This window comes from Pseudomonas sp. R84 (assembly GCF_009834515.1).
Lineage (GTDB): Bacteria > Pseudomonadota > Gammaproteobacteria > Pseudomonadales > Pseudomonadaceae > Aquipseudomonas.
In genome coordinates this window covers 628,012-643,953 of record NZ_CP019426.1, presented here as the reverse complement: position 1 = coordinate 643,953, position 15,942 = coordinate 628,012, and the positions used below count along the sequence as shown (strand labels likewise).

Sequence of the window (15,942 nt, the reverse complement as noted above, 5' to 3'; positions counted from 1 at the left end):
CTCCTATCAGGCGTTACCTGGCTCAGCGTCACCTGCTTCGGATTCGGTTGCGCTAGGCAGACGAATTGGACGAACCGGCACTACTGTCGAGATAGCGTGTTTGTAAACCATTTGGCTCACGGTGTTTTTCAGCAGGATCACGAACTGGTCGAACGACTCGATCGTGCCTTGCAGTTTGATACCGTTGACCAGATAGATGGAAACCCCAACTTTCTCTTTACGTAAAGTATTCAAGTAAGGGTCTTGTAGCGAATGCCCTTTTGACATGTGCCGCACTCCTTTAAGGATTCAATAATAAAAAATAGGTAATTCAGATGGCTTTGGCCGCCACACCCCCAAGGATAGACGGCAATTGCAAGGACTCAGCTCAATATGGAGATGGTCCCAAGGTATTTCAAGGCGCGTGGCAGATTGTCGCAATCAAGACTGTCCAGCCAGTGTAGATCTTCCCAGCTGCGCAGCCAGGTGAACTGGCGTTTGGCCAATTGGCGCGTGGCGATGATGCCGCGCTCCTGCATGTCGGCCAACGTCAGCTTGCCATCCAGGTAATCCCAGACTTGGCGGTAGCCTACCGCACGTATAGACGGCAACCCTGAATGCAGGTCACTTCTTTTACGCAGGGCTACGACCTCGTCGATGAATCCCTGTTCCAACATAATTGTGAATCTTTGTTTAATGCGCTCGTGCAGTACCTGGCGGTTTGCCGGGGCAATGGCCAAGTTCGCGACAGTATAGGGCAATTGTTGCAGTCCCGAAGCGGCTGCTTCAGTACTTTGCGCAGATTGTTGCTGGCGCAGCGCAGTCATGCTCTGACCGCTGACTCGGTAAACTTCCAGCGCGCGACTCAGGCGCTGCGGATCGTTCGGGTGAATCCGCGCCGCGGACACCGGATCGATGACCGCCAATTGGTCGTGCAGGGCTTGCCAGCCAAGGCGTGCAGCCTCTTCTTCGATCTGCGCGCGAACCTCGGCATCGGCCGCTGGCATATCCGCCAGACCTTCGACCAAAGCCTTGTAATAGAGCATCGTACCGCCCACCAACAGCGGAATTTTTCCGCGCGAGGTGATCTCGGCCATGGCTTGCAGGGCGTCACGACGAAAATCCGCAGCCGAATAGGCTTCAGCCGGATCAAGGATATCGATCAAACGGTGCGGATATTCGGCCAGCAGTTCTCTCGAAGGCTTGGCGGTGCCGATGTCCATGCCGCGATAGACCAGCGCCGAATCGACACTGATCAACTCGCACGGCAGCACCTTGGTCAGCTCGATGGCCAGATCGGTCTTGCCCGCAGCGGTCGGGCCCATCAGGAAAATCGCTGGAGGTAGCTGGCTCATCAACGACCGCGCAGGAACAGTTTGTCCAGATCGTCCAGGCCCAATTGGGTCCAGGTCGGTCGGCCATGGTTGCATTGACCGCTGCGCTCGGTGTTTTCCATGTCACGCAGCAGGCCGTTCATTTCCGGCAGGGCCAGGCGCCGGTTGGCGCGAATCGCGCCGTGACAGGCCATGGTGCCGAGCAATTCGTTGAGGTGCGCCTGAATCCTGTCGCTGGTGCCGTACTCCATCAGATCCGACAGCACGTCACCGACCAGACGGTTGGCTTCGGCCTGCTTCAACAAAGCCGGGATCTGGCGGATCGCCAGGGTTTCCGGGCCCAGACGCTGCAATTCAAAGCCCAGTCGCTGGAACCATGCGGCGTGCTCTTCAGCACAATCGGCCTCGCGCTGACTGACCGCCAGCGATTCCGGCACCAGCAATGGCTGGCCACTGAGGCCTTCGCTGGCCATGGCGATTTTCAGACGCTCATACATGATCCGTTCATGGGCGGCATGCATATCCACCAACACCAGACCTTGAGCGTTCTCGGACAGAATGTAGATGCCCTTGAGCTGCGCCAGTGCGTAACCGAGCGGCGGAATATCTTCCTGACCAGCCGGCAGTGCGTTGGCATTGGCCTCAGGCAGCGGCGCGAAAAACTCGCGGTATGCGGCCTGCGCCTCGGCAGCCGGCGGCACCGCCGATTGCGGGCGCGGCGTGTATTGATACTGGTAAGCGCCGCCAGCACCGGCACCGGACGAGGTATTGAACGCCGGTTGCGCCTGCGGCTGCTCCAGCAGCGCATTGGCCGCCAGACGCATTTCGCCCTGTGGGCCGAACTCACCGGCATCGAGGCCGCTTGGGCGGACGATCGCAGTGGTGACAGAACCGGCAAGCTGATCTTCCGGACGCACATCGCCCAACGCGCGGTGCAAGGTGCCATAAAGGAAGTCATGCACCATCCGACCGTCTCGGAAGCGCACTTCGTGTTTGGTCGGGTGAACGTTGACGTCGACGGCTGCCGGATCGACCTCGAAGAACAGCGCAAAGGTCGGATGGCGGCCGTTGAACAACACATCGCGATAAGCCTGACGCACCGCATGGGCCACCAGTTTGTCGCGCACCGCCCGGCCATTCACAAAGAAATACTGCAAATCCGCCTGACTACGGTTGAAGGTCGGCAAACCGACCCAGCCCCAAAGATGCAAGCCATTGCGTTCGATCTCGATCGGCAGCGCCTGCTCAAGGAAGCCCGAGCCGCAGATTGCCGCCACACGCCGGGCACGGGCCGCGTCATCGTGGGCCTCATGCAGACTGAGAATGGTCTTGCCGTTGTGGCGCAGATGAAACGCGACGTCGAAACGCGCCAGCGCCAGACGCTTGATCACTTCTTGCAGATGATCGAATTCGGTTTTTTCGGTCTTGAGGAATTTGCGCCGCGCCGGGGTGTTGAAGAACAGATCGCGGACTTCCACCGAAGTGCCGACCGGATGCGCCGCCGGCTGAACACGAGGCGCCATGTCGCGACCTTCGGTTTCGACTTGCCAGGCTTGATCGGCACCACGGGTGCGCGAGGTCAGGGTCAGACGCGCCACGGAGCTGATCGAGGCCAGCGCCTCACCACGGAAACCCAGGCTCATTACCTGTTCAAGGTCTTCGAGGTTGCGGATCTTGCTGGTGGCGTGACGGGCCAGCGCCAACGGCAAGTCATCGGCGGAAATCCCGCTGCCGTCATCACGTACGCGCAGCAGCTTGACCCCGCCCTGCTCGACGTCGACATCAATACGTTTGGCACCGGAGTCGAGGCTGTTTTCCAGCAGTTCCTTGATCACCGAAGCCGGGCGTTCAACCACTTCACCGGCGGCAATCTGGTTCGCCAGCCGTGGGCTGAGCAGTTCGATGCGGGCAGCCGCGTTCAGCACTTCGTTCATTCTTTGGACGCCAGTTCGGTGCCTGGAATGGTCAAGTGCTGACCGACTTTCAGCTCATCGCTTTTCAGGTTGTTGGCGGCACGCAGCGTGGCCGGCGACACCTGATAACGCACGCCGATCATCGCCAGCGTCTCACCCGGGCCGACGCGGTGATCGCGCGGGCCTTGGGCGATCTTGCCGGAATCACGCAGCCAGGCGATGTACGTGCCCGGCGGCGGGTTCTGCTGGAAGAACTGACGCACGCCGCTGCTGATCGAACGCGCCAGCGCTTGCTGGTGGCTCGACGCCGAGAGTTTGTTCGCTTCGTTGGCGTTGGAGATGAAGCCGGTTTCGACCAGGATCGACGGGATGTCCGGCGACTTCAGCACCATGAACCCGGCCTGCTCCACACGCTGTTTGTGCAGTGGCGTGACACGGCCGATGTTGGTCAGGACTTTCTGCCCGACGTTGAGGCTGGAGGTCAGCGAGGCGGTCATCGACAGGTCGAGCAACACGCCCGCGAGCATGCGGTCCTTGTCGTCGAGGCTGACGTTGCCGGCACCACCGATCAAGTCGGAACGGTTTTCGCTGTCGGCCAGCCAACGCGCTGTCTCGGAAGTTGCACCGCGATCAGACAGGGCAAACACCGAGGCGCCGAAGGCGGCCGCAGACGGCGCAGCGTCGGCGTGAATCGAGACGAACAGGTCGGCGCCCTTCTTGCGGGCGATTTCGGTACGGCCGCGCAGCGGGATGAAGTAGTCGCCGGTACGGGTCAATTCGGCGCGGAAGCCTTTCATGCCGTTGACCTGACGCTGCAACTCGCGGGCGATCTGCAATACCACGTCTTTCTCACGCTGACCGCGCGAGCCGGACGCACCCGGGTCTTCGCCGCCGTGGCCGGCATCGATCACGACAATAATGTCGCGTTTGCCGGCTGGGGCTGGTGGCAACTTGATTGCCGGCTCGGTCGGGGTTACCGGGACCGCTGGCACTGTCGCCACCTGCGGCGTTGGCGCAGGCGGCGGGGCGGCGTCGGCCGGGTTATCGAACAGGTCTACCACCAGACGGTTGCCGTACTGCGCGTTCGGCGCCAGCGAGAAGCTTTTCGGGGTGACGGCTTTCTTCAGGTCGATGACCACGCGCAAATCGGTCGGCGTACGCTGGGCCGAACGCATTGCGGTGATCGGCGTGTTCGCAGTCTGCACATTCAGTGGCGCACCGAGGGTGGCGCCGTTGATGTCGATGACCAGTCGATCCGGAGCGGTCAGGGTAAACACGCTGTGCTGCACCGGACCGCTGAGGTCGAAGACCAGTCGCGTGTTGTCCGGCGCCCGCCACAGGCGCACGCTGTTGACCTTCGAATCGGCCACAGCGTTGACGGTTACTGCCATCAACAACAGTCCAGCGGCAGCCACCAACGCGCGAAAGCGCATACCTAACCCCATCATTTAATTGGATTCCAATGCCAAAGCGGCACACCAGGCCTCGCCACGCGAGCCCTGGGATAAAATTTTCAGCGAACGCCCGCTGTCTTGCGGGCTAATGGTAATGGTCAGGTCAGGCTTTGGCAAAAAGCCTGCACCTTTATCGGGCCACTCGATCAGGCAAAGGGCGTCGTCTTCGAAGTAGTCGCGGATGCCGAGAAACTCCAGTTCTTCCGGATCGACCAGGCGATACAGGTCGAAGTGGAAGGCGCGGATGTCACCGATTTCGTAGGGTTCGACCAAGGTGAAGGTCGGACTTTTTACCGAGCCAACGTGGCCCAAGCCACGAATGATGCCCCGCGATAGCGTGGTTTTGCCCATGCCCAGGTTGCCTTCGAGAAAAATCAGCCCGTGGCCTTGAGTCACGCGGGCAATCCGTGCGCCAAAGTCGCTCATGGCCTGTTCATCGGCCAGGTACAGGGTTACTTCAGACACGGTGCTTGCTCCTCCAACAACTGACGAATGGCTGGAATCAGATCACTGGCCGCCAGCCCACGGCCGAATTTTCCTTGTTGCCTACCGGCATTGGCGTGCAGCCAGACGGCCAGGCAGGCAGCATCGAAGCCGTCCATGCCTTGTGCCAGCAGCGCACCGGTCAAACCGGCCAGCACGTCGCCGAGTCCGGCGGTGGCCATGGCCGGATGACCTTGGTGACACAACGCCAGACGGCCATCGGGGTGAGCGATCAGGCTGCCGGCGCCTTTCAACACCACAACCGCTGTATATTTTTTGCTCAATGCCAGCGCCGCCGCCGGACGATCCGCTTGCACTTCGGCGGTGCTGATTCCCAGCAAGCGCGCGGCTTCGCCCGGATGCGGGGTGATCACGCAATCCTTGGGCAACTCAACGAAACCGCTCGCCAGCAGGTTCAATGCGTCGGCGTCCCATACTTGCGGCAGTGCTGCGTTGGCGGCCGCCGACAACAGTGCGCGGCCCCAACTGGCCTGCCCAAGTCCCGGGCCGACCACCAGCACAGAAACTTTCTCCAGCAAACCCATCAACTGATTGGCAGAAGACGCGCCGAGCGCCATGGCTTCCGGCACTCGACTCAGTGCTGCGGGGATGTGTTCAGGACGGGTCGCCAGCGACACCATGCCCGCGCCACTGCGCAGGGCCGTTTCGGTGCTGAGCAGAATCGCCCCGCCAAAACCGTGATCGCCGCCGATCAACAGCACATGGCCGAAACGGCCCTTGTGCGAAGTCGGGGCACGCGCCGCCAACCTCGGAAGATTAGCCGTGTTGAGCCTTCGGGCGATAAATGGAATGTCACGATAGATGTCGGCGCGGGCCTGCAAATCGTTAAATACCAATTGGCCGACATGATCCGCTGCGTCGCCGGTGAACAGACCGATTTTCAGCCCGATAAAGGTCACCGTAAGATCAGCCTGCACAGCGGCGCCCAGAACATGCCCGGTGTCGGCGCTCAGACCAGAAGGAATATCGACGGCGGTCACCGGCAAACCGCTGGCGTTGATTGCCTTGATCGCCGAGAGATAAGGCTCGCGCACGTCCCCGCTCAGACCCGTGCCGAGCAATGCATCGAGAATGACGCCGCGTAATTCGCTTTCAGCCTGCCAGGCCTGCACCGCAACACCTTCCGCCAACGCTTCGGCATGGGCCTGCGCGGCATCGCCCTGCAAACGCTGCGGATCGCCGACCGCCAACACCCGCACCTGCCAGCCGGCTCGCTGCGCCAAGGCCGCGACCAGATAACCGTCACCGGCATTGTTGCCATGCCCGGCCAGCACCGTCAGTTCAGTCGCCGACGGCCATTGCCGCACCAGTGCTCGCCACGTCGAATGGGCCGCGCGCTGCATCAATTCGAAGCCCGGCGTACCGGCGGCAATCAGCCGTGCATCGAGTTCGCGCACCTGTGCGGCGCCATACAGCGCGTCGGGTAATTGATCTTTCGTGTGCGGCATGCGTCTTCGGGCTCCGATGTCTGGCAGAATTATACGCACCTCAGCTCCGGTTTCTCTCGCCTCATGTCCGCCATCACCACAGACCTGCCCGCCCTCGCCCAATCGATCAAGGATTGGGGTCGCGAGCTGGGCTTTCAGCAAGTCGGCATCAGCGGCCTGGATCTGGCCGAGCATGAGCAGCATCTCGCGCGCTGGCTCGAGGCCGGCTACCACGGCGAAATGGACTACATGGGCGCCCATGGCAGCAAACGCTCGCACCCGGAAGAGCTGGTGCCGGGCACGTTGCGCGTGGTCTCGCTGCGCATGGACTACCTGCCGGGCGATACGCAAATGGCGCAAATGCTGGCGCAACCGGAAAAAGCTTACGTGTCGCGTTATGCCTTGGGCCGCGATTACCACAAATTGATCCGTAAACGTGTGCAGCAATTGGCCGACAAGATTCAATCGGAGATTGGCCCGTTCGGTTTCCGCGCGTTTGTCGACAGCGCGCCCGTGCTGGAAAAAGCCATTGCCGAACAGGCCGGGCTGGGCTGGATCGGCAAAAACACCCTGGTGCTGAATCGCAAGGCCGGCAGCTATTTTTTCTTGAGCGAACTGTTCGTCGATCTACCGTTGCCGGTGGATGAGCCGCACAGCAACGAACACTGCGGCCGCTGTACTGCGTGCCTCGATATCTGCCCGACCAACGCATTCGTCGGCCCTTACGTGCTGGACGCGCGCCGCTGCATTTCCTACCTGACCATCGAACTGAAAAACGCGATCCCCGAAGATTTGCGACCGCTGATCGGCAACCGTGTGTTCGGTTGCGATGACTGCCAGATCGTCTGCCCGTGGAACCGGTTCGCCAAGCACTCCGGGGAAAGCGACTTCAAGCCACGGCACAATCTGGACAACGCTGAACTGGCTGAACTGTTCATGTGGGACGAAGACAAATTTCTCAGCAGTACCGAAGGCTCACCGCTGCGTCGGGCCGGGTATGAACGCTGGCTGCGCAATCTGGCCGTGGGACTGGGCAACGCCCCCTCGAGCATTCCGGTTCTGGAAGCATTGAAGGCGCGCCGTGAATACCCGTCAGCGCTGGTACAAGAGCACGTCGAATGGGCGCTGAAGCAACACGCCAAACGTCAAGGCGCGTCGTTGTAAACGAACTTGGGCATTTCCCAATGAAAGCGAATCGCCAACAAACGCAATAGAAAGCCGCCAAACAGCGTAATCAAAATCGCCTGCTCGCTCGGCACGTTCAGATACAGGCAAAGCATGTAACACCACGCCGCCGCAAACGAGACGCTGGCGTATAGCTCTCGGCGGAAAATCAGCGGTATGTCATTGCAGAAGATATCGCGCAGGATGCCGCCGAAGACGCCAGTGATCACACCGCTGACCGACGCGACCAGCATGCCGTGGCCCATTTCCAGCGCGGTCATGCAGCCAATCAGGGTGAACGCCACCAGGCCGACGGCGTCGAGCACCAGGAACAGCGAACGCAGATGGCGCATCCAGCGCGCGGTGAACACGGTGAACATTGCAGCGACCGAGGTCAGCACCAGGTATTCCGGGTGTTTTACCCAGGTCAGAGGATAATGCCCGAGCAGTACATCGCGCACCGAGCCACCGCCCAAGGCTGTCACGCAGGCGATCAGCACCACGCCAAACCAGTCCATGCCGCGCCGCCCGGCAGAGAGGGCGCCAGTCATGGCTTCAGCAGTAATGGCGATCAGATAGAGCATCAGCAACATGGTGGCGATCCAGGCAGGAAGGCGCGCAGTCTAGCCATTTCAGTGCGGCACCAAAAGGGGGCAATCGCAATGCCCGCCCCCATCGCCAGGCATTAGAACTTGATGAAATGCTTGCGGTAGTGCTGCAACTCGGCGATCGATTCGCGGATGTCGTCCAGCGCCAGGTGCGTGCTGCCTTTCTTGAAGCTGTCGCGCACGTCCGGCGCCCAGCGCGCGGCCAGTTCCTTGAGCGTGGAAACGTCGAGGTTGCGGTAGTGGAAGTAGCTTTCCAGCGACTTCATATGCGTATAAAGGAAGCGGCGATCCTGGCAGATGCTGTTGCCACAGATCGGCGATTTGCCCTTCGGCACCCATTTTTCCAGGAAGGCGATGGTTTCGGCTTCTGCCTCGGCCATGCTGATGCGGCTGTCGCGCACGCGCTGGGTCAGGCCGGAGTTGCCGTGGGTACGAGTGTTCCACTCGTCCATGCGGGCCAGCACTTCGTCACTGTGGTGGATGGCGATCACCGGCCCTTCGGCCAACGTGTTCAGATCGCTATCGGTGACGATAGTGGCCATCTCGATGATGACGTCGTTTTCCGGATCCAGACCGGTCATTTCCAGGTCGATCCAGATCAGGTTCTGCGGGTTTGGCATATTTCGGCTCCTAGGCAATGCTGCGCAGTTTAGCCTAGGCCGGTGGCCGGGCGTGCTAAACTCGCGGCCGTTTTACCTAATCGCTGCATTCTTCAGACGGAACACCCATGGCCAAACGCCAACTCAATCGTCGTCAAAACTGGCGCATCGAAAAGATTCAGGGCGAACGCGCCGCACGCGCCGCCAAACGCGAGTCCTCGGCGGTCGAAGCCCTTGAGGGCGGCGATCTGGGCCCGGAGCAAACAGGTCTGGTGATCGCCCACTTCGGTGTGCAGGTCGAGGTCGAAGCTGTTGACGGCGATCAGGCCGGCCAGGTCTTCCGCTGCCACTTGCGCGCCAACCTGCCCGCACTGGTGACCGGTGATACCGTCGTCTGGCGTGCCGGCAATCAGGGCATTGGTGTGATCGTCGCGCAACTGCCGCGCACCACCGAACTGTGCCGCCCGGACAGCCGTGGTCAGCTCAAACCGGTAGCCGCCAACGTCGACATGATCGTCATCGTCTTCGCGCCGCTGCCCGAGCCTCACGCCAACCTGATCGACCGTTATCTGGTTGCTGCCGAACACGCCGGCATCCGTCCATTGCTGCTGCTGAACAAGTTCGACCTGATCGACGAGCAGAACGCCCCGGCGCTCAATGCGCTGCTGGCGGTGTATCGCACGCTGGGTTATCCGGTGCTGGAAGTCTCGGCGCACCACGGCAACGGCATGGAACAACTGCAACAGCAACTCGACGGGCGCATCAGCGTGTTCGTCGGCCAGTCCGGTGTCGGCAAGTCGTCATTGGTCAACAGCTTGCTGCCTGAGGTTGAAACCCGTGTCGGGCCGCTGTCCGAACTGTCCGGCCAGGGCACGCACACGACAACCACCGCACGGCTGTTTCACTTCCCTGGCGGCGGTGAACTGATCGATTCCCCGGGTATCCGTGAGTTCGGCCTCGGCCACGTCAGCCGCGCCGATGTCGAAGCAGGCTTCATCGAGTTCGATGATCTGCTCGGCACCTGCCGCTTCCGCGATTGCAAACATGACCGCGAACCGGGTTGTGCGCTGCTCAAGGCACTCGAAGACGGACGCATCCAGCAGCAGCGGATGAACAGCTACCGCTCGATCATCGCCAGCCTGCCGGAAAACGGCTATTAAGTAGCCGGACACAAAAAAGCCGCGATCATCTCGCGGCTTTTTTTTGCCTCAAACGCTGGCGGGCGGTTTTGGCACGACCATTTTCGGCTCAGGTTTCTGAAACGCATACAGATGCTGACGCACAATCCCGCCCGGCAACTCCTTGCCGAACACGCCGTAACGTACCGGCCATTCTTTGGGCGGCAACTTGAAGGTGCCGAACAGCATGTCCACCAGCGGCGTGTGGATGGCGTAGTTCTTGTAGATGTAATCCTTGTGCCGAGCATGGTGCCAATGGTGATAGCGCGGCAGCACGATCAGGTAATTCAGCCAGCCGCCGTTGATCCGCACGTTGGCGTGGGCGAGTACTGCCTGAACACCGACCAGAATCACATAGGCATTCAATGCTTGCGGCGCGAAGCCCAGCAGCATCAACGGCACCAGCACACCGGTTCGGGTCAGCAGGATTTCGATGAAGTGCACACGCGAACCGGCGAGCCAGTCCATGTGCGTACTGGAGTGATGCACCGCGTGGATACGCCACAGCCATGGCACCACATGGTAGAGCCGGTGCAGCCAATATTGACCTAGATCGGCAACCAGGATCGCCAGCAGAAACTGCACAACTAGCGGCAGGCTTTGCACGCTGGTCTGCAAGCTTGGCGACATCGCCCAACCGGCGATGTAACTCGAGGAGGCGGTGATGAAGATCAGGATGAATTGCACCAGCATGTGGCTGACGAAAAAGTAGGTCAGGTCGGTGCGCCAGTGCGGGCGCAGGATGTTTTGCTCGGGATCCTTGGAATAAAGCTTCTCCAGAGGAATGAACACGATCGCCGACACCAGCAGCGCCAGCACAAACCAGTCCAGGCCCAGCGAGTACGGGGTCTGTCCGATCGAACTGACCTGAACATTGGTGCCACCGAGGAATACCGCCAGGCCCGATGCGACCAGACCGGTGATTCCTAGGCGTTTACGCTTGTTAAGGAGGATATTCAGGGTGCCGAGGCTGAATGACAGCACCAGACCAAGCAACAGCGTGGTGCGCGCAAACTGCTCGTCATAGACCTTGCGCAGTTCGGCCGTGGTCAGCCATTCCGGGAAGAGAAAACAAAACACCGCCAACAGGCTCAACAGCCCGAGGGTGGCTGATATATAGCCACTGACCCGCCCCTCGCCAAATTTGAAGGGTGCGTTGCCATGCCGTTGAAAATAGGCTTTGAGTCTTTCCATTTACTGATCTTCCGTGATTGCGAAAACTGCGACTGGTCATTGCGACGCAGGCAGATACAAAAAAGCCACGGTAACCGTGGCTTTTTGTCGGTCACTGTTTCGGCGTGGGGGCCGGCACAGTGGCTGGAGGGGCAGCAGGCGCGGGCGCCGCACTCCCCGGCTCAGGCGGTTTCGGCGCAGCGTCGTCGAACAGGTTCAAGCGTTCGCGCAGCTCGTGTGCAGGCACCGGTTGCTGATCCGCCGGCAGTGCATTCGGGTCAACCGGTGTTGCCGGAGCGGCGCCGTTCTGACCTTGATCTGCAGGTTTCGCTGGATCGGCACCTTGCGCACCTTCGATGGCCGCCTGGGCTTTCTTGGTCAGTACGACAATATCGATGCGGCGGTTGACCGGGTTGAACGGGTTTTCCTTGTCGAACAGCGCCGACGAGGCATAACCGACGACCCGCGCCACTTGCGCATCCGGATAGCTGCCGGCGATCAAGGCACGACGAGCGGCGTTGGCACGGTTGGCCGACAATTCCCAGTTACCGAAATCACCGGTGCCGGTGTACGGCTTGGCGTCGGTGTGGCCGCTGATGCTGATCTTGTTCGGCACCGCTTTGATGGTGTCGGCCATGGCCAGCAGGATGTCTTCGAAGTACGGCTTCAGGCGAGCAGAACCGGAGTCGAACATCGGCCGGTTCTCGGCGTCCATGATCTGGATGCGCAAGCCGTTCGGCGTGATCTCGAAGAGGATCTGGTCCTTGAACTTCTGCAGTTGCGGGTTCTCGTCGACCTTGTTCTGCAGTTCTTGCAGGAGCAGCTCCAGACGTTCCTTCTCGACCTGCTCGGCCATGCCTTCAACCTGTTCGGTGTCGACCGTGACCTTGTCGGGTTGCGGCTGCGATTTCACTTCCGGGTTAAGGGTGTTTTCCGGCGCCAGGGTCGGCGTGCCGCCCAGATCGATGATGTACGGCGTACCGCTTTCGGAGAAGCCGACCGGGTCTTTGAAGTAACCGGCGATGGCGATCTTCTGCTCCGGCGTTGCCGTGGACAACAGCCACAACACCAGGAAGAACGCCATCATCGCCGTGGCGAAGTCGGCGAAAGCGATTTTCCACGCCCCGCCGTGATGCCCGCCGGCTATGCGCTTGACGCGCTTGATGATAATCGGCTGATTATTTTCCATTTCTTAGCGACCGCGAACGGCTTGTTCCAGCTCGGCAAAGCTTGGACGGTGGGCCGGGTACAGCACCTTGCGACCGAACTCGACCGCCAGCGACGGCGGCATGCCGGAAGCAGAAGCCACCAGCGAGGCCTTGATGGCTTCGTAGACGTTCAGCTCTTCCTTGGCATCGTGGGCCAGCGAGTGCGCCAGCGGGCCGAAAAAACCGTACGCCGCGAGAATACCGAAGAAGGTACCGACCAGTGCCGCACCGACGTGCAGACCGATCGACTTCTGATCGCCCTCACCCAGCGAGGCCATGGTCACCACGATACCGAGTACCGCCGCGACGATACCGAAACCGGGCATGGCATCGGCGATGCCGTTCACCGCATGAGATGGATGCTCAAGGTCTTCTTTGAGGCTGTACAGTTCCATGTCGAACAAGCCTTCCAGCTCGTGCGGCGCCATGTTGCCGGACGACATGATGCGCAGGTAATCGCAGATGAACGCGGTCATGCGTTCGTCTTTGAGCACTGCCGGGTACTTGGCGAAGATCGGGCTCGCGGCGGCATCTTCGATGTCGCCTTCGATGGCCATCATGCCTTCGCGGCGGCTCTTGTTGAGGATCTCGTAGATCAGCCCGAGCACTTCCAGATAGAACGTGTGGCTGAAGCGTGAACTGAACATGCTCAGGGATTTCTTGAGCACGTGCATCGTCATGTAGCCGGGGTTGGCCTGCAGGAATGCACCGAGTGCAGCACCACCGATGATCATCACCTCGAAAGGCTGGATCAGGGCGGCAATCTTGCCGTGGGAGAGCACGTATCCGCCGAGCACGCTCGCGAATACGACGATGATGCCGATAATTTTAGCCATAGGTAGAAAGTACTTATTTAAGTCGGGTTCAAGGTCATATTCGGAAGTTAAAAAATCTCTTCTTCTACTTATCGGCAAAACTGCGCCAGACTATAGCCAGTTCAGGCGAAAAGCCAATTTAGCCCATGCCGGGCGCGTCTACAGTCAGTGAAGATCCCGTCCAGACATGGCTAATGAAACGAACGTCCCACACGCAAAACCGACCACCATTGACGGCTGGGTAAAGTTGCTCGACAGCGTCCGGCTGCCCGTACCGCAAGACGCTCACGACAAGGTCTGCCGAGCGATCCGTGACAATCGCAGTTCGTTGCGCGACATCGCCGACCTGATGCAGGACAGCCCGGCGCTGGCCTTGAGCATCATCCGTGAGGCGAATCGTCACACCCACGGGACCATGGCCACCCCAGCGGAAAACCTTGAGGTGGCGATCAATCGCCTTGGCCTCGCCCGCACCGAAGAATTGCTGGCGCGCCTGCCCGCCGAACCGCTGATGCAAATCCCCAAGGCGCTGCGCCAATTGCAGATGATCAGCCAGCACGCGACGCAACAGGCCAACGGTTTTTTCGCCAGTCGCCTGGCGCGGCTGTGGCAGGACATTCACTGGGGCAGCCTGCTGTTTCTGTCGCCGCTGTGGCCGATGGCGCTGACGTATCCGCAATTGCTCGAAGAGTGGGAACTGCGGGTTATTCACAAGGGCGAATCGGCCCGCGTAGTCGAAAAACAATTGTTTGGTGTACGCCTGCTGAAAATCGCAGAAGCGTTGGTGCAGGCCTGGCACCTGCCGATCTGGGTGCAGCAGGGTTATAAACTGCTGCTCAGTGAACAACGCGAGCTGGTGAAGGTGCTGCGCATTGCCCGCGACAGCGAACATCCGCTGCGCCAGCAAAATCGCCTTGACGATGACCCGACGTTGCGCCGCTGGCTCAACCAGCCAGCCAACACCGTGCTGCTTGCCAATGGTCTGGCGCTGTCGGCGCAACAAGCCTGGGACAGTCCGCACAGCGAACGCTGGCAGTACCTGACCAGCCTTTATCTGCAAATCTCGATGGACGAGGTGCAGCAGCAACTGCACCAGCAGGCTGCCAACAGTGCACGCCAGCATGCAATGCCCGATCTGTGGCACCCGGCGGTTTCGCTACTGTGGCCATGGGGCACGCACCGTTTGCCGGCAGGCATGTTGCCGGCTGCTGCGCCGAGCGCTGAAGACCTTGGCCAATGGCGCCGCCAATGCGCCGAACTGCTCGCCGAACCGAGCCGCTTCACCAATGCGATGAGCCTGACCGTCGCCGCTCGCGATGCGCTGGTCGCCAGCGGCATGCGCCGGGTGATGATCCTGATGGCCGATCGCACGCAGTCGAATCTGCGCGTGAATCAAACCGCCGGGCTACCGAAAGAAGCAGCGGCGCTGAATTTTGTCGTCAGCCAGAGCAGCGTGCTGCAACGGCTGCTGGCGCAACAGGCACAGGTGCGGATTACCCCGGACAACAACGCGCAGTTCTCCGCGCTGCTGCCGCCGGGCCTGCGCACACTGTTTCGCGGCGAGCATCTGTTCCTGCGCTCACTGGTGAATAACGGCCGGGTAATCATGATTGTGGTCGCCGATCAGGGCGGCGGGCCGTTTGCCGACATCACCGTGCAAGCTTTTGGCAAAACCGCGCAGTGCATCGAAAAAGCCCTGCACAGCTTTAGCAGCCGTGGCCGATGAGGCTGCGCTACAATTCCCCCCTTTGTGCCCTGGAGACCTCACATGTCTGACTTCTCTGGCTTGCCGCTCGTCATCGAGCCGAGCGACCTGCTCCCGCGCCTCGATTCCCCTGAACTGATTCTGGTGGATCTGACCAGCGCTGCCCGCTACACCGAAGGTCATCTGCCCGGCGCACGCTTTGTCGACCCGAAACGCACCCAGCTCGGTCAACCGCCGGCGCCGGGCCTGCTGCCGGCGAAAGCTGATCTGGAGGCGTTGTTCGGTGAACTGGGCCATCGCAAAGACGCGGTCTACGTGGTCTATGACGACGAAGGCGGCGGCTGGGCCGGGCGCTTCATCTGGCTGCTCGACGTCATCGGTCACGACAAGTACCACTATATAGACGGTGGTCTGCCGGCGTGGCTGGCGGATGGTATGCCGATGTCGATCCAGGTTCCGCCGATTGTCGGTGGGCCGCTGGCATTGACCCTGGACGAAGCACCGACTGCCACACGCGAATACCTGCAAAGCCGTCTCGGCGCTGCCGATCTGGCGATCTGGGATGCGCGCGGGCCGCTGGAGTATTCCGGCGAGAAAGTGCTGGCCGCCAAGGCCGGGCACATTCCCGGCGCGGTCAATTTCGAATGGACTGCCGGCATGGACAAGGCGCGTCAGCTGCGCATCCGTACGGACATGCCGCAGATTCTCGAAGACCTCGGGATCACCAAGGACAAAGAAATCATTACCCACTGCCAGACCCACCACCGGTCGGGCTTCACTTATCTGGTGGCCAAGTCCCTCGGTTATCCGCGGGTCAAGGGCTACGCCGGTTCCTGGGGCGAATGGGGCAACCACCCTGACACGCCAGTCGAGATTTAAGG

The 15,942-nt window shown here is 60.7% G+C and carries 15 protein-coding genes; 4 read left to right on the top strand and 11 right to left on the bottom strand.

Going from position 1 to position 15,942, the window contains the following annotated elements:
- Nucleotides 1-6: 6 nt before the first annotated feature.
- The 6 genes from hfq to PspR84_RS02850 all read right to left on the bottom strand — a co-directional run bounded on the left by hfq (nucleotide 7) and on the right by PspR84_RS02850 (nucleotide 6,632).
- On the bottom strand, nucleotides 7-267 hold the full coding sequence (hfq, locus tag PspR84_RS02875; RefSeq protein ID WP_007902656.1) for an RNA chaperone Hfq: 261 nt from the start codon (nucleotides 265-267) through the stop codon (nucleotides 7-9).
- 95 nt (nucleotides 268-362) lie between these two features.
- A complete protein-coding gene (gene miaA / locus PspR84_RS02870; RefSeq protein ID WP_160055345.1) occupies nucleotides 363-1,334 on the bottom strand; it encodes a tRNA (adenosine(37)-N6)-dimethylallyltransferase MiaA in 972 nt (323 codons plus the stop codon).
- A complete protein-coding gene (gene mutL, locus PspR84_RS02865) occupies nucleotides 1,334-3,235 on the bottom strand; it encodes a DNA mismatch repair endonuclease MutL (RefSeq protein WP_174244491.1) in 1,902 nt (633 codons plus the stop codon). The genes miaA and mutL overlap by 1 nt, the downstream gene beginning before the upstream one ends.
- An 8-nt stretch (nucleotides 3,236-3,243) precedes the next feature.
- On the bottom strand, nucleotides 3,244-4,674 hold the full coding sequence (locus PspR84_RS02860; RefSeq protein ID WP_016985708.1) for an N-acetylmuramoyl-L-alanine amidase: 1,431 nt from the start codon (nucleotides 4,672-4,674) through the stop codon (nucleotides 3,244-3,246).
- Complete coding sequence (gene tsaE, locus PspR84_RS02855; RefSeq protein WP_160055339.1) at nucleotides 4,675-5,145, bottom strand: tRNA (adenosine(37)-N6)-threonylcarbamoyltransferase complex ATPase subunit type 1 TsaE; 471 nt, start codon at nucleotides 5,143-5,145, stop codon at nucleotides 4,675-4,677. It abuts the gene before it with no gap.
- On the bottom strand, nucleotides 5,133-6,632 hold the full coding sequence (locus PspR84_RS02850; RefSeq protein ID WP_160055336.1) for an NAD(P)H-hydrate dehydratase: 1,500 nt from the start codon (nucleotides 6,630-6,632) through the stop codon (nucleotides 5,133-5,135). Before PspR84_RS02850 ends, tsaE begins: the two co-directional genes overlap by 13 nt.
- A gap of 63 nt (nucleotides 6,633-6,695) precedes the next feature.
- On the opposite strand from PspR84_RS02850, the gene queG reads away from it, so the two are divergent.
- Nucleotides 6,696-7,775, top strand: coding sequence for a tRNA epoxyqueuosine(34) reductase QueG (gene queG / locus PspR84_RS02845; RefSeq protein ID WP_160055333.1), 1,080 nt, complete (start codon nucleotides 6,696-6,698; stop codon nucleotides 7,773-7,775).
- Here queG and PspR84_RS02840 read toward each other — a convergent pair.
- Together PspR84_RS02840 and orn are read right to left on the bottom strand one after the other, a co-directional pair.
- Complete coding sequence (locus tag PspR84_RS02840) at nucleotides 7,757-8,368, bottom strand: trimeric intracellular cation channel family protein (RefSeq protein WP_095120635.1); 612 nt, start codon at nucleotides 8,366-8,368, stop codon at nucleotides 7,757-7,759. The genes queG and PspR84_RS02840 overlap by 19 nt on opposite strands.
- 92 nt (nucleotides 8,369-8,460) lie before the next feature.
- Nucleotides 8,461-9,003, bottom strand: coding sequence for an oligoribonuclease (orn, locus tag PspR84_RS02835; protein WP_077570608.1), 543 nt, complete (start codon nucleotides 9,001-9,003; stop codon nucleotides 8,461-8,463).
- Between the two features lie 107 nt (nucleotides 9,004-9,110).
- On the opposite strand from orn, the gene rsgA reads away from it, so the two are divergent.
- A complete protein-coding gene (rsgA, locus tag PspR84_RS02830; protein ID WP_038360332.1) occupies nucleotides 9,111-10,142 on the top strand; it encodes a small ribosomal subunit biogenesis GTPase RsgA in 1,032 nt (343 codons plus the stop codon).
- 48 nt (nucleotides 10,143-10,190) lie between these two features.
- Here the strand turns inward: rsgA and PspR84_RS02825 are convergent, their stop codons facing one another.
- The 3 genes from PspR84_RS02825 to motA form a co-directional block, all read right to left on the bottom strand.
- Entirely contained in the window at nucleotides 10,191-11,354 is a 1,164-nt protein-coding gene (locus PspR84_RS02825; protein ID WP_160055330.1) for a sterol desaturase family protein, read from the bottom strand.
- Between the two features lie 91 nt (nucleotides 11,355-11,445).
- Nucleotides 11,446-12,522 (bottom strand): flagellar motor protein MotB, encoded by a 1,077-nt coding sequence (gene motB / locus PspR84_RS02820; protein WP_160055327.1) that lies wholly within the window; start codon nucleotides 12,520-12,522, stop codon nucleotides 11,446-11,448.
- A 3-nt stretch (nucleotides 12,523-12,525) separates the two neighbouring features.
- Complete coding sequence (motA, locus tag PspR84_RS02815) at nucleotides 12,526-13,377, bottom strand: flagellar motor stator protein MotA (protein WP_007952169.1); 852 nt, start codon at nucleotides 13,375-13,377, stop codon at nucleotides 12,526-12,528.
- Nucleotides 13,378-13,543: 166 nt separating this feature from the next.
- Here motA and PspR84_RS02810 point away from each other — a divergent pair, with 166 nt between their 5' ends.
- Nucleotides 13,544-15,082: an HDOD domain-containing protein gene (locus tag PspR84_RS02810; RefSeq protein ID WP_160055324.1), complete on the top strand. Its 1,539-nt coding sequence runs from the start codon at nucleotides 13,544-13,546 to the stop codon at nucleotides 15,080-15,082.
- 42 nt (nucleotides 15,083-15,124) lie between these two features.
- Nucleotides 15,125-15,940: a thiosulfate sulfurtransferase gene (gene rhdA, locus PspR84_RS02805; protein ID WP_160055321.1), complete on the top strand. Its 816-nt coding sequence runs from the start codon at nucleotides 15,125-15,127 to the stop codon at nucleotides 15,938-15,940.
- Nucleotides 15,941-15,942 lie beyond the last annotated feature (2 nt).